At 34.3% G+C, this 14,400-nt stretch carries 13 protein-coding genes; 7 read left to right on the top strand and 6 right to left on the bottom strand.

From position 1 onward, the window contains the following. The 4 genes from ACNQGX_RS11430 to ACNQGX_RS11415 form a co-directional block, all read left to right on the top strand. On the top strand, positions 1-598 hold a 598-nt coding region (locus ACNQGX_RS11430; RefSeq protein ID WP_417976373.1), incomplete at its 5' end, for a hypothetical protein. Positions 599-872: 274 nt separating this feature from the next. Then, the gene (gene rlmD, locus ACNQGX_RS11425; protein WP_417976371.1) at positions 873-2,285 is read left to right on the top strand and encodes a 23S rRNA (uracil(1939)-C(5))-methyltransferase RlmD; all 1,413 of its coding nucleotides are present in this window, start codon (positions 873-875) and stop codon (positions 2,283-2,285) included. 131 nt (positions 2,286-2,416) lie between these two features. Beyond that, complete coding sequence (locus ACNQGX_RS11420) at positions 2,417-2,956, top strand: DUF6452 family protein (protein ID WP_417976368.1); 540 nt, start codon at positions 2,417-2,419, stop codon at positions 2,954-2,956. Further along, positions 2,928-3,764 carry a DUF6048 family protein gene (locus ACNQGX_RS11415; RefSeq protein ID WP_417976366.1) on the top strand — a complete coding sequence of 279 codons (837 nt, stop codon included), beginning with the start codon at positions 2,928-2,930 and terminating at the stop codon, positions 3,762-3,764. The genes ACNQGX_RS11420 and ACNQGX_RS11415 overlap by 29 nt, the downstream gene beginning before the upstream one ends. A gap of 82 nt (positions 3,765-3,846) precedes the next feature. Here the strand turns inward: ACNQGX_RS11415 and ACNQGX_RS11410 are convergent, their stop codons facing one another. Continuing rightward, entirely contained in the window at positions 3,847-4,083 is a 237-nt protein-coding gene (locus ACNQGX_RS11410; RefSeq protein ID WP_417976364.1) for a hypothetical protein, read from the bottom strand. A gap of 47 nt (positions 4,084-4,130) precedes the next feature. Next, positions 4,131-5,333: a THUMP domain-containing class I SAM-dependent RNA methyltransferase gene (locus ACNQGX_RS11405; RefSeq protein ID WP_417976362.1), complete on the bottom strand. Its 1,203-nt coding sequence runs from the start codon at positions 5,331-5,333 to the stop codon at positions 4,131-4,133. 69 nt (positions 5,334-5,402) lie between these two features. Between ACNQGX_RS11405 and ACNQGX_RS11400 the strand changes: the two genes are divergently transcribed. Then, positions 5,403-6,167: a class I SAM-dependent methyltransferase gene (locus ACNQGX_RS11400; RefSeq protein WP_417976360.1), complete on the top strand. Its 765-nt coding sequence runs from the start codon at positions 5,403-5,405 to the stop codon at positions 6,165-6,167. A 79-nt stretch (positions 6,168-6,246) separates the two neighbouring features. Further along, the gene (locus ACNQGX_RS11395) at positions 6,247-6,915 is read left to right on the top strand and encodes a ZIP family metal transporter (RefSeq protein ID WP_417976358.1); all 669 of its coding nucleotides are present in this window, start codon (positions 6,247-6,249) and stop codon (positions 6,913-6,915) included. Between the two features lie 524 nt (positions 6,916-7,439). Here ACNQGX_RS11395 and ACNQGX_RS11390 read toward each other — a convergent pair. Beyond that, positions 7,440-8,600 carry a histidine decarboxylase gene (locus tag ACNQGX_RS11390; protein ID WP_417976356.1) on the bottom strand — a complete coding sequence of 387 codons (1,161 nt, stop codon included), beginning with the start codon at positions 8,598-8,600 and terminating at the stop codon, positions 7,440-7,442. Positions 8,601-8,759: 159 nt separating this feature from the next. Here ACNQGX_RS11390 and ACNQGX_RS11385 point away from each other — a divergent pair, with 159 nt between their 5' ends. Further along, positions 8,760-9,212 (top strand): Lrp/AsnC family transcriptional regulator, encoded by a 453-nt coding sequence (locus tag ACNQGX_RS11385; protein ID WP_417976354.1) that lies wholly within the window; start codon positions 8,760-8,762, stop codon positions 9,210-9,212. Between the two features lie 59 nt (positions 9,213-9,271). Here ACNQGX_RS11385 and ACNQGX_RS11380 read toward each other — a convergent pair whose 3' ends face one another. The 3 genes from ACNQGX_RS11380 to ACNQGX_RS11370 form a co-directional block, all read right to left on the bottom strand. Further along, a complete protein-coding gene (locus ACNQGX_RS11380; RefSeq protein ID WP_417976351.1) occupies positions 9,272-11,659 on the bottom strand; it encodes a TonB-dependent receptor in 2,388 nt (795 codons plus the stop codon). A 161-nt stretch (positions 11,660-11,820) separates the two neighbouring features. After that, positions 11,821-12,984, bottom strand: coding sequence for an alpha/beta hydrolase family protein (locus ACNQGX_RS11375; RefSeq protein WP_417976349.1), 1,164 nt, complete (start codon positions 12,982-12,984; stop codon positions 11,821-11,823). Positions 12,985-13,134: 150 nt separating this feature from the next. Next, a complete protein-coding gene (locus ACNQGX_RS11370; protein WP_417976347.1) occupies positions 13,135-14,289 on the bottom strand; it encodes a helix-turn-helix domain-containing protein in 1,155 nt (384 codons plus the stop codon). Positions 14,290-14,400 lie beyond the last annotated feature (111 nt).

The raw sequence follows: 14,400 nt of genomic DNA, 5'->3' as shown, positions 1-14,400 counted from the left end.
CCTTAATCACCAAAATTTTTGCATGTGCCATAATTACTGTTATAATATAGTCCAAATTTACCATAAAAAAACCAATTATCAAAATTGGTCTATATTATATTTTCGTTTGGTATTAATTGCATTGAACAATAAAAATGTTACCAATTTAGGCTTATTTGGAGCAAATCCATTCGGCAGAATTGACCAAAACATTAGAGATTATAGAAAAAGTGCAGAAAGCAAGGAAATAACTTGGGCAGAAGCTGATGAACAAATTGAGAAAACATATCAAATGTATAGAGATTCTTACGACGAAGATATTTTGAAGAAAAATCCATATTTATTAGCTTGGAAATCTTTTTCAAGACCTTTAATAAACGATTGGTTGAAAATCAAAATCCCAACTTATTTAGCTTATGGAACTAATGATATTGCTTCTGATTTGTGCGATTTAGTTCCTTTATTTTATATTCAAAATTCAAAAACAAACTTGACATATAAAAGACACTTAAATTTAGAACATAATTTTTTTGAAGTAAATGAAAATGGAAGAGCAAATTATGAAAAAGAACATTGGAAAGCAGTTATGAATGAATTTATTAAATGGACATTAAAATAAATCAAAAAATCCCTCTCGCGCACAACAAAACCCAATTCTCACCATCAACTCCCCTGCCCCCGATTGCAGCGAAAAACCAGTAGTTCCGAAAGCTTAGCAACACTTGCCGGTAAAGAGCGACCAACGGAAGCTCCTTTACGGGCATAGTGTTACTGCTTGCGGAATTGCTGGCTTGTAGCGGAAAGCGGGATGAGGCTCAAATAAAAATGCTGTCTTTTCAAAAATATTTCCCAATTTGAATTTATAAAACCATTCAAACGCTTATTTTTGCGCTATGGCAAAGAAAAATACAGACAAAGTTGTCTTTCATCAAATAAAAGTCCTTGATGCTGGTGCAAAAGGCGTTTCGGTGGCAAAGGCTCCCGATGGAAAAGTAGTTTTTATCCCGAATGTGGTTCCGGGTGATGTGGTTGATGTGCAGACTTTCAAGAAGCGCAAGGCCTATTACGAAGGAAAAGCGGTTCATTTTCATGAATATTCAGAGCATCGCGTAGAACCGGTTTGTGAGCACTTTGGTGTTTGTGGCGGTTGTAAATGGCAGAATATGAAATACAGCCAACAGTTGTATTACAAGCAAAATGAGGTGAAAAACCATTTGCAACGCATTGGAAAAATAGAACTTCCAGAATTTGAACCGATTTTAGGTTCCGAAAAACAGTTTTTTTACAGAAACAAAATGGAATTTTCGTTTTCGAACAGCCGTTGGTTGACCGAAAAAGAAATTGACAGCACCGAAGATTTAGGAAACAGAAACGCGCTTGGTTTTCACATTCCGAAAATGTGGGATAAAATCCTGGATATCAATAAATGTCATTTGCAGGAAGATCCATCGAATGCGATTCGTAATGAAGTTCGCGCTTTTGCAAACGAGCATGGATTGACTTTCTTTAATCCAAGAGCGCACGAAGGTTTATTGAGAACTTTGATGTTGCGTACGGCTTCAACTGGTGAAATCATGGTTTTGATTCAGTTTTTCGAAAATGATAAAGTAAATAGAGAATTAATCCTAGATCATCTTTACGAGAAATTCCCGCAAATTACTTCGCTTCAATACGTGGTGAACAACAAAGCCAACGATACTTTATACGATACCGATATTAAATTATACAAAGGAAGAGATTACATCTTGGAAGAAATGGAAGGGTTGAAATTTAGCATTAATGCGAAATCTTTCTACCAAACCAATTCAGACCAAGCGTATGAATTGTATAAAATCACTAGAGATTTCGCCGGTCTTACCGGAAATGAAATCGTTTATGATTTATACACCGGAACGGGAACTATTGCACAGTTTGTTTCTAAAAAAGCAAAAAAAGTAATTGGTGTGGAAAGTGTTCCTGAAGCGATTAAAGACGCAAAACTAAATGCGGAACGCAATGAAATTACCAATTGTGAGTTCTTTGTAGGAGATATGAAAGTCGTTTTCAACGACAGTTTCATCGCGCAACACGGACATCCTGATGTGATTATCACCGATCCGCCAAGAGACGGAATGCACAAAGATGTAATTGAACAAATCATGAAAATTGCTCCTGAAAAAGTGGTTTATGTAAGTTGTAATTCGGCTACACAAGCGCGTGACTTGGCTTTAATGGACGAAAAATACAAAGTGACTCGGGTACGTCCTGTGGATATGTTTCCGCAAACGCATCACGTGGAGAATGTTGTACTTTTGGAGAGAAGATAGCCATTTTAGATTGCAGATTCTTGAATGTTGATTGCAGATTTTAAAAATTGATATTGCCATTGCTATTGTCATTGAAATTTTTCACTTCAGCTATCCTATTGCACACCGAATTACACAAAAACAAATTGTAAATGAAAAAAATAATTTTATTGGTATTCGTATTAGCGCTATCCTTCTCCAGTTGTGAGAAAGACGATATTTGCGATGCAAATACACCCACAACGCCTCGTTTGGTGATTAGCTTTTACAGTATTTTAAATCCTTCGGTTTTGCAAAACGTGAATGATTTAAAAGTAGTTGGCGAAGGAATGACGGATGGAATTATTTTTAATGCCAGTGCGACAGATGATTCAAAATACCTGACAAACGGAAGCACGATTTCGATTCCGTTAAGAACGATAGGAACTACAACCAGTTATAGTTTTACTTTAAATTCTGGCAATCCAAATCCAGCTTTGGTGAACCAAGACAATATAAAATTTGATTATACGACACAAGAGTTATTTGTGTCGAGAGCTTGTGGCTACAAAACCATTTTTACATTAGACCCAACAAATCCATACACACATACCGATGCTGCAGTTGCAGATACAAAATGGATAAAACACATCTCGGTTGAAAAAAGTAACATAGAAAACGAAAATGAAACACATATTAAGATCTTTTTTTAGTTTTTGTCTCCTATTATCGTTGACTTTGGCACAAGCACAAGAGACTACTCCTGTCAAAAGTGATCCAAAAAGCACCAAAACGGATCAAATAGTTCCTGAAGCGCCTTTACCATTGGTCGAAATTAGTCCTGAAATTATAAAGAACGATTCGATTCCTGTAAAAACTGACCGATACGGGATTCGTGTTGGACTAGATTTATTCAAATTGACACGCGCCTTATATGACAAAGATTATAAAGGAATTGAGTTTGTGGGAGATTATAGATTGACGAAAAAATATTTTTTGGCTGCCGAAATTGGCAACGAAAATAAAACCACTGATGATGACCGTGTGAATTTCACTACCAAAGGTTCGTACCTAAAAGCAGGTTTTGATTACAACGCCTATGAAAACTGGCTGGATATGGAAAACATCATTTCTATAGGAATGCGTTACGGTTTCAGTACTTTTAATCAGCAATTAAACAGTTATAGAATTTATAATGCCAATCCTTATTTTGGTGAAGTTCCTGTAATTCCTTCCGGTCAAAAATTTGATGGATTAACTGCCAGTTGGATTGAAGTAGTGGCAGCAGTGAAAGCCAAAGTATTCAATAATGTTTTTATGGGTTTCAGTCTTCGATTGAACCGATTAATAACCAACAAAGAACCGGAGAATTTCTCCAACTTATATATTCCCGGGTTTAACAGGACTTATGATGGCGATTTCGGAGTAGGATTCAACTATACCGTTACTTATTTTGTTCCTATTTATAAGAAGAAAGTAAAACCTGTTGCAGTTCCTAAAAAAGTTGATACCAAAAAGTAATTCCGAATTTAGAATAAAAAAATATCGCAAAGAAAACAACAGTTCTCTTTGCGATATTTTTTGTTTTTAGAATAAACTAAAGCTATCCTATTTCCTTAATTCCTTTCATGAAAATCCATTTCATGAATAATTTCTCTCCGTCTTTGGTTTTTACGGATTGAAATTTTGGTGCCAAAAGCGTTCCTATAACAAATGCGGTTAACGGAATCCAAAAACTAGTTAAATTAGTAAAACGCTCCACTAAAAATCGAGCGGAAATAAATAATATTGCAAAACATCCCAATTGGTATAGAAATGCTCGTATTTGTAATTTGGTCATAATAAATTATGAATTGTAAGTTATGAATTATGTGTTTTTTAATTTGATTACTCCTTGCTGTCTGAAATCTGATCTGTGTTATCTGAATCCTGAACAACCTGAAACTTCGTTCTCTTACTTCCTTCGTACATTTCGTATTTTACCAAACGTGCTTCTAAACCAGCGTTAAAAAGCTTGATTTTTCTCGAAGGTTTTAATCCTACATATTTCAGTGCTTCCAGATTTGCTGTAATCATCCAAGCATTAGTTCCCGGATAATTTTTCTTCAAGGTATCACCAATACTTTTGTAGAATTCTTCCATGTGAATATCCAAACGCTCATCATACGGCGGATTGAAAACTATATGTAATTTTCCTTCTGAAGTTTTCTCAGTATCAAAAAAGTTCTTTTCTTCAATAGAAATATACTCGTCAAGATTGGCATTTTTGATGTTGTCTTTGGCTTTTTGAACGGCACTTGGTGCTTTATCATAGCCTTTTATCGTGTAATGAAACTCCCGAACACGTTTCAATAAACTGTCTGAAATAGCATCAAATAAGTCATTATCCCAATCGTTCCATTTTTCGAAAGCAAATTCTTTACGGTTGATGTTTGCCGGAATATTACAGGCAATCATCGCTGCTTCGGCTAAGAATGTTCCCGAACCACACATTGGATCCAAGAAATCGGTTTGTCCGTCCCAACCGGAAAGCAATAGAATTCCTGCTGCCAAAACCTCGTTTATAGGAGCTATATTTGTAGCTGTTCTATACCCACGTTGGTTCAATGCATTTCCTGAAGTATCCAGTGCAACCGAAACTTGGTCTTTATCGATATGGATGTTGATTCTTAAATCAGGGTGTACTTTATCAATACTTGGTCGTTGACCTGTTCTTTCTCTGAACTGATCCACAATCGCATCTTTACACTTTTGGGAAACAAATTCTGAGTGATTAAAATATTCCGAATGTACTGTTGTATCAATCACAAATGTCTGATTGGCATTCAGCAATTTAGACCAATTCACTCCCGAAATGCCTTTGTATAAAGCCTGCTCATTATTTGCCTTGAAAAAATAAATAGGTTTCAGGATTTTCAAAGCCGTACGTAAAGACAAATTCGCTTTGTACATAAACCCTTTATCTCCTTTAAAACTCACCATTCTCACACCCTGCTCGACGTTTTGTGCGCCCAGCATTTGCAATTCTTTTGCTAATATTTCTTCAAAACCAAAAAAGGTTTTGGCAACCATTTTATAATTATTTTCCATTGTAAAATCAAGTATTCGTTGCAAAAATACACTAAATTTGCATCAATCGAATTAATTGAAAAAGAATAAATGTCTGCAGCACAAAATCCGCCAACTGAAAATCATCTGAAATCATCTGAAAACTGGTATACCTCTTGGTTTGATACTCCGTATTATCACATCCTTTACAAAGACAGAAACTACAGAGAAGCACAGGTTTTTATGGACAATCTTACCCATTATCTTAATCTTCCTGAAAAAGCAAAAGTATTGGATTTAGCGTGTGGCAAAGGCCGTCATTCTATTTATTTGAACCAATTAGGATTTAATGTTCTTGGTGCTGATTTATCTGAAAACAGCATCGCTGAGGCTTCTAAAAACACGAATGAAACGCTGCATTTCAAAGTTCACGACATGCGCGAACCTTTTGAAGAAAAATTCGATGCCATTTTCAATTTATTTACCAGTTTTGGTTATTTCGAAAATGACGAAGACAATCTTACCACGCTAAAAGCCATCAAAGAAAGCCTTTCGGAATATGGTTTTGCCGTGATTGACTTCATGAATGTTGCCCAAGTCATTGAAACGCTGATTCCGGAAGAAACAAAAACAGTCGAAGGAATCGATTTTCATATCAAACGCTATTTAAAAGACGGTCATATTTACAAAGAAATTGACTTTGAAGACAAAGGTCAAAAATTTCATTTTACCGAAAAAGTAAAAGCCTTGACACTTCAGGATTTTGAACAATTAATGGAAGAAGCCGGGATTTACCTATTGGATATTTTTGGCGATTACAAATTGAAAAAATTCCATAAAACAGATAGTGAACGACTAATCATGATTTTCAAATAGATAATTTCGGTTAATCGGTTATTTGGTTAATCGATAAAACATGTTAACTATTCAACAAATAAACAGTTAAACAAAAAACATGAATTACCTTTTACCATTACTTTCCGTAATTATAGGATATATCATCGCATTGGTTTTAAAACCAAAAAATAAAACCAATTTAAAGTTATTATTAGCCTTTAGCGGTTCGTTTTTACTTTCCTTAACGGTGATGCATTTATTACCGGAAGTTTATGAAAGCGCCAACCCTAATATTGGAATCTTTATCATGCTTGGAATCTTATTCCAAATCATACTAGAGTTTTTCTCCAAAGGAGCAGAACACGGGCACGTTCACGGACATGAAATAATGACTCAAATCCCGTGGCTGCTGTTCATCAGTCTTTGCATCCATGCCTTTCTGGAAGGATTTCCCGTAAGTCACCACCATGATTTAGCCATAGGAATTGCCATCCATCATTTGCCAATCGCCATCATATTGACCACTTTTTTCATCAATGCAAGTCTGGATAAAAAAGCCATTCTTTTCTTCATGGCAACTTTTGCAATTATGACGCCGCTAGGAACCATCTTGTCTGATTATATGCCTATATTAAACGTATATTATACTGAAATTACAGCCATTGTAATAGGAATATTATTTCATATTTCGTCCACCATTATTTTCGAAAGCAGCGAAGGACACAAGTTCAATATCGCCAAAGTTTCGATGATAGTAATAGGAATCGCCTTGGCATATTTTATATAATTTTGTAACCAAAAAAGCAGAAAAATAGTGTTCGTTCTCACTTTATTTTTCTGCTAGTTTGCTAGCTGTTAGTTATAGTTGCTTCTTCTTTTGTTTATCTATAAATCTTAAATTTAGAGATTAATTTCTAAATCTATTATATGACTGTCCGTTACTTGTACCAAGCTACATCTTATGAATAAAATTTAGCTGTTTTGTCATTTCGACGAAGGAGAAATCACATAACGAGAGCAACTAATGAGATTTCTCCTTCGTCGAAATGACAAAATTAAATACATTGGTATTAGTAACGGACAGTCATAATCTATTATATACTCGCTCTTCTTTTCTCTTCCTCATTTCCAGAATTTCTTTATTTTTCTCTGATCTTATTATTTCCAAAAGTATAGGTCAACGAAACTCGAAAAAATCGACTGCTTTCATTTTGGCTATACACTTGTTTTATACCATTAACAACAGAGACCAAATCTTTCAAAGAAGCGGTATCAAAAATGTTGTTAATAAGTAATAAAACATAGAAATCACTAAAAACCAAATTCAAATACTTCTTCTGGTTTTTCTACACAGTTTTCGACATCGTGGATGAAATTATCGATTTGTTCTTTGGTCACATTTGGCATGCAGATGATGTGCGAGATATCGCCTTCGGTAGCCAATTGCCATTTCGATTTTATTTTTTCGGAGACTTTAGGAAATACAACTGTAATTGCATTTGGGTTTCGCCAAGCATTAATGCCAATTTCTTTTAGTCTTTTTTCACAATATTCGGCAATTTCCAAACTATGCAAGTAACGCTTTTTTAAACCGTTAACCCCTAATTTTTTAAGAGTATACCATAAAAATAAAGGACAATGTCCATTTCGAGACCCCGTAATGGTAGTGTCCAGCGAACCTATATAGGAAATTCCCTTTGAGATTCGATCTCTGTTGGATCGTTTTGTAATAATTACACCCGTTGGTATTGGCGAACCAATAAATTTATGACCGCTGATGGAAATGCTATCCGCGCCATCTTTAAAGTCAAATGGGAAACGAGGTTCCATAAAAGCGCCGTAACTGCCGGACAAAGCCGCATCGCAATGGATATAGCTGTCCTGTATTGCCAATCCTTTTAAGATATTTCTAATTTTAGAAACGTCATCTTTCGCTTCTTTCATAGTCGTGCCAAAGGTTGTCAACACTATGGCGGGCTTGTGTCGATTCATTTTTAGGGTATTCTCAAAATCGGTATAATCAATTTCTCCATTTTCTTGTGATCGGATGACAATGCTTGGAATATTAAGCAAATGAATGTTTTTACGGACACTATAATGGGTCGATTCGGAATAATAAACCATTGCTTTTGGATATAATTCTCTAGCCAGATATAAACCGTACAAATTGCTTTCGGATCCTCCATTGGTTACATAACCCCAATAATCTTTGGGATTCGCTCGGAATAATTTGGCAAAAAATCCAACAACTTCCCTTTCCAGTTCATGGGTTTGCACTTTATAGGTGCAGTCCTCGAAAGGATCTCCCAGATTATTAATCGGGTATTTTAAGAAATGATTGATTTCTGAATAATCAAAATCTTTTGAAACAGGATAGCCCAAGAAATTGTCTCTTGCATTTTCAATAAATTGTTCTAATTCAATTAATCGTTGGTTATCTTGCTCTGTTAATGACTCTGAAATTGTTTTCATGCTTTTGAAATATTTTTTTTTTGCAAAAATACTTTAATTGAAATACAATTCTATTTATCGAATCAAATTCGAAATATAATTCTACATTTGTTGTTAATTACAGAATTTTGATATTGAATTGTTTCAATTTTATTTTTCAAACAAGATAATTTTTCTGCTATGGATGCAACAGACAAAAAGATATTAATGCTCCTGCAACAAAATGCAAAGCTCAATACGAAGGAAATCGCCGAAAAAGTAGGCTTGTCAGTCTCTCCCACGTTTGAACGGATAAAGAAATTAGAACAAAAACAATACATCAAAAAATATGTAGCCCTGTTGGATGGCACAAAAATCGGAAAATCGATCAGTGTGTACTGTCAGGTTACCTTGGCCGTTCATTCGAGGGAATTGATTGATGATTTTAAAAAACAGATCAACGAATTGCCTGAAATTATGGGATGTTTTCATGTTTCCGGGAATTATGATTTTTTATTAAAAATTGCCGTAAATGACATGAATGAATACCAGAAGTTTATCATAGACAAACTATCGGTAATAAAAGGGATTTCTAATGTTCAGAGTTCCTTTGTCATGGAGGAAATAAAAAATGACATTGCTTATACGTTATAGAAAGGATTGTTGCAAAGTAGAGACGCACTGCAGTGCGTCTCTACTTTGCAACAATCCCATTATTTACTCGCTCTTCTTTTCTCTTCTTCATTTCCAGAATTTCTTTGTTTCTCACTGATCTTGTTATTCCCAAAAGTGTAGGTTAACGAAACTCGGAGAAATCTACTGCTTTCATTTTGGCTATACACTTGTTTTACGCCATTAACAACAGAGACAAAATCTTTCAAAGAAGCGGTATTAAAAATGTCATTCGCTAAAAAGGTTACCTGCATGTTTTTTTTGAGGAAGTCTTGTCTTAAAGCGATATTTAAACCTGACATGTAACCCACTGCATACAAACCACTTTTATAGGGAGAACTGTAGGTGTAATCTACTTGTAATTTTGTTGTTTCGCTTAGTGAAAAAGTATTGTTTGTAGAAAAATCGAACTGGGGACTATTTGTTGGAGTAGCATTGATATCCGTTGTAAAATTTGTTTTCGACCCTAAAAGATATATTGAGCTTTCATTTTCCCACCAATTGGTGAGGCTTGCCGAATAACTCTCTCCAATGCCGTACGAATACTCTTTGTAATAGTTCTCCCTAGTTACAATTTGCGTATTTGTTGTGGGGTTGGATGTGAATATAACACCATAACCGTCGGTAATGATATTGAAGAAAATATTGGTTCTTAATTTCTCTTTGTAAGAATGTGTGAATTCAAAATTATCACTAAAAGAGGGTTTCAAAAACGGATTTCCTTCAGAATAACTGTTGCTGTTGATATAGGTTCGAAAAGGGTTTAGCAAGTCAAAGCGAGGTCTGTTTATTCTTTTTCCGTAATTGAAATTAAAATTATGATTGTCATTCTTTTTATAGGCGATATAAACTGTTGGAAATAATTTTAAATAGTTATTTTCAGTTTGTTGCTTTAAAGTTTCAGAATATCCGTTTGTCTGTGTGTTTTCAAGTCTTAATCCTAATTGAATGTTGAATTTATCATTCAGTTTTTTATCTCCATTGATATAAATGGCCTGATTGTTTTCCTTGTATTCAAAGCCACTAGATTGATTGGGGTCTAATTCTGGAGTTCCTGTAATGGTATTGAAATAGAGTACATCACTTTTACTGTTTGTAAAACTTGCTTTAACACCATATGACAAATCTACAAATTGGAGCGGATGTTCCATGTCTGCCTTGATACTCCTATTATCAATGTTTTGATGGGAAATATTTCTTCCTGACTGATTTATGTCTAAGAATGTCATGTCTGGCGAATAGGTTTTTGTTGTAAAATCTCGGTCAAATTTTGAATCGTAATTGAAATAGTCAAGGTCAACCGTAAATTTTCTATTTAAAGAATCTAATTTTGTCAATAGATGAACATTATAGGTTTTATTGCCTGATTGTTTGTTGTTGAAACCATTGTTCAATAATATGTTGTCAACCGTATTTGAAGTATTATAATTTTTAATGACAATATCAGATTTAAAATCTGGATTCTTACTGTCATTCAAATACTGAAAACCAACAGTTGTTTGGTCTGAAAGGTCATAATCCAATGCTAATTTTCCCGAAAGATTATCTTCTTTTATTTTCGACTCACTACTCATATATGACAGACCATTTGGAAAATAGAGGTACAAATCTTCAACTGCATTGCTGTATCCTGATTTTCCATTACCGCTTACGGAAAATCGAAACTTCTTTTTGTTGTAAAAAAAATTATTTCTTAAACTATAAATCCCATATTTATTCTGATCATAAGATAACGTCGTGGTGTTTTTCCAAGAATCTGGTGCGCCTTTTTTTAAGATAATATTAATGAGTCCGCCAGTGCCACTTGCGTCGTATTTTGCAGGTGGATTGGTAATGATTTCAATATTCTTAATGTCGCTTGCCGATACTGATTTTAAAAAACTATTGAGTTCTTCTCCAGATAATTCAATCATACGTCCATCAATCATAACTCGTGATGTGCCTTTACCTAATATGTTTATAGAATTGCTTTGCACCACAACCCCTGGAGCCGTATTTAAAGCACTTAGCGCATCGCCACCAACAGTCGAAATATTGTTTCCTACATTATAAACCAAACGATCTATTTTCTGTTCGATTGGATTTTTTTGGGTTTTAATGACAACTTCAACAAGTTTTGTAGCATTTTCTTTCAGTGTAATTGTACCTAAATCGATGTCTTTTTCAATCAGAATATCTTTTTCCCAATCCATGAATCCTAGTGGACTAATCTTTATTTTATAGGAACCGTTTTTAAGGTCTATTTCAAAAGTTCCGTCATCTTTAGTTGTGGTTCCATTAATGATTTTTCCATCGGAATTTGATACTATTACATTTGCCCATGCTAATGGTGTTACTGCATCGGATACTTTTCCTTTTAATTTTAAAGACGATTGTGCTAAACAGAACAAAGGCAACAGTAAAAAAATAATCAGGTTTGCTTTTTTCATAATTTCTAAATTTATACTTGGTTTTAATAATTTGAAACAAAGTTGCTTTAGAAAATTTCGAAATGCGACCGACAAAAAAAAGTCGAACCAATTTCATCTGTAGAAATTGGTTCGACTTTTTTAGTGTAAAGTTCGACTTTTCACAAACCGCTTATAATGAGCTATTCTATTCGGAAATTAATGTTCTTAAATATTTTATATTGTGCTTCGACTACTGATAAATTAAAACCATGGCCCGCTTTTGGTAATAGTATGTATTCTTTTTTTGGAGCATTAATTTTATTGAAATATTCTTTTGTAGATTCCTTTGGTGTTAAAATATCTTCTTCACCTTGAATGAAATAAACCGGTATTTTAAAGTCCAGATTATTCTTCAGGAAGTTAATGGAAGAGCGCATAGAATTTACGCCCAGTTTTTTGTCACCGACAAAATTGACAAACGAATAGTCATCGCCATCCCTTCTGGCCCAATCATCTTTTGCATTGTTATAGCCTGGCGATTCTACAAACCAAGACTCAGGTGCCGGCAAGGAGTTTTCTCTTTCATATTTTTTTACAATTCTCCATAACTGACCCACTGTTTTAGCCCTATTGTAAGGTGGCTTACTAATCGTGTTTAGCATGTCTAGGGACTGCTTGTCATTGTTTTTTTCTGCCAATTGGTATACTTTGTTATAAAGCGACATATCATCATCAGGATTCACTATTTGTGAATGACCCACATAGGCATAAAACAGGTCAGGACGTTTTGTCGCTATTGTCACTCCCAAAGCAGATCCCCAAGAGGTTCCGAAAAGAATAAGTTTCTGCTTTTTCAAATACTGACGTAAGTATTCCGAGAGTGCAATACCGTCAACAGCGATCTGTTCAATCGTTAATGGGTGCGATTGCAAATATTCCGGGGTTAGTTCTTCCGGTGGTGCATTTTTCCCGTAGGTTTTTCCTGCGCCTCGCTGGTCCCATTGAACAATAATAAAATCTTTTTCCAATTCTTTGTAGAGGTTATCTGCATAGGGACTCATCACACTTCCCGGACCTCCATGAAGGAAAAGGATAACAGGTTTTGAACTTTCTCCTTTAATGGTTACCCATTGCTCAATGCCATTGATTTGGATAAACTTCTCTTCAAGAATTCGGTTTTTGCGGATAGGATCGGCCGCAGTCGTGGCTTCATTAACAATTTTTCTATCGGGATTTGATACTATTACATTTGCACGCGCTAATGGTGTTGTTGCATCGGATACTTTTTCTTTTAATTTTAATGATGATTGTGCTAAACAGAACAAAGGCAACAGTAAAAAAATAATCAGGTTTGTTTTTTTCATAATTTCTAAATTTATACTTGGTTTACTAATTTGAAGCAAAGTTGCTTTAGAAAATTTTGAAATGCGACCGACAAAAAAAAGTCAAACCAATTTCATTAGTAGAAATTGGTTCGACTTTTTGATTGTAAAGTTCGACTTTTTACAAAACGCTTATAATGAGCTATTCCTGTAAGCTGTAGGTGTTAGTTCGGTGTATTTCTTAAATGAGGTATTGAAAGAAGATTTTGAATTGAAACCAACTTCATATAAGATTTCTAAAATAGTCAAATGGCTTTTTGACTGATTTTTCAAAATATTCATCGCTTTTTGGATGCGGTATTCATTCACAAAATCAAAAAAATGTTGATTCATATGATGATTAATCAAAACCGACAAATCGCGAACGGGTATATTGATTTGATTGGCGAGTTCCTGTATGGTAAGCGAAGGATCAAGATAAGGTTCTTGATCAGTCATGTATTTTTTTAGCAATGCAATTTGATCGGTAATAATGATGTCCTGATTATTTTTTGATTCGGTTACGTTAGTATCGATTTCGGGCTTATTAATGATATCTTTTGTTAATAATAATTTAGAATCAATTCCTCTAAAAAGCTCAGGATAGTTCAGGGCTTTTAACACAAACCAGCAGGTTATAAAAAAAGCGACCATTCCTACGATTATATTTGCCCAAAGAAATACCTCATTATAATTCGTATATCTCAATAAATTCTTAAAAACCACAAAGGTATGCGCAGTAAAAAAAACAACTGTCATTTGAAACAGCCATTTATAAGTGGAAGTACTCGGATTCGTGTAATTTTCAAGGTATATTTCTTTATACTTTTTCAAAATTAGAAATACACTGATGATGTAAAACAAGTATTGAACTTCAATTAAAACCTGAAAAAAGTACATTTCAAACATTTGATTATGATGCTCAAAAAGGTGCTCTTTTGCAGTGCCATTTGATAGGTAGAATCTGGGAGTTAAAACTAAATTTATGATTAGAAACGGAATTGTATGTAATAAATGTTTTGGTTTTAATCGGAAATCAGTATAGCAAACAGCCAATACGTACAGATAGAATAATGGCATAATCAATAGACAAGCTGTCCATCTTAAAATTTCAAAATTCAGGTAATTATAAATATAGTCGTAAATAAAAAATCCGCTGAGGTCAAAAGCAGTTAGAATAAGAAACCACGCAAATAGTCGGTTTGCCAGTTTGTTTTTCGTTTTTACCGTGAGTAAAAAGAAAGCAAGAAGCAGCGAAACAAAAACAGCCATCATAGCGATGCCATTTAAAAAACTTAATTTATCCATTTACTTTTTAGTTATGCAACAAATATAATATTTTAGTTCGTTCAAAATAATTCAAAAAAACATTCGTTCTCACCTATCTATTTATAAAAGAAGGCATCGTAACTTGTATTA

The sequence above is a fragment of the Flavobacterium glycogeni genome, assembly GCF_048286775.1.
GTDB lineage: Bacteria > Bacteroidota > Bacteroidia > Flavobacteriales > Flavobacteriaceae > Flavobacterium.
The sequence above is the reverse complement of the archived record's forward strand: the minus strand, read 5'-3'. Positions and strand labels throughout refer to the sequence as shown.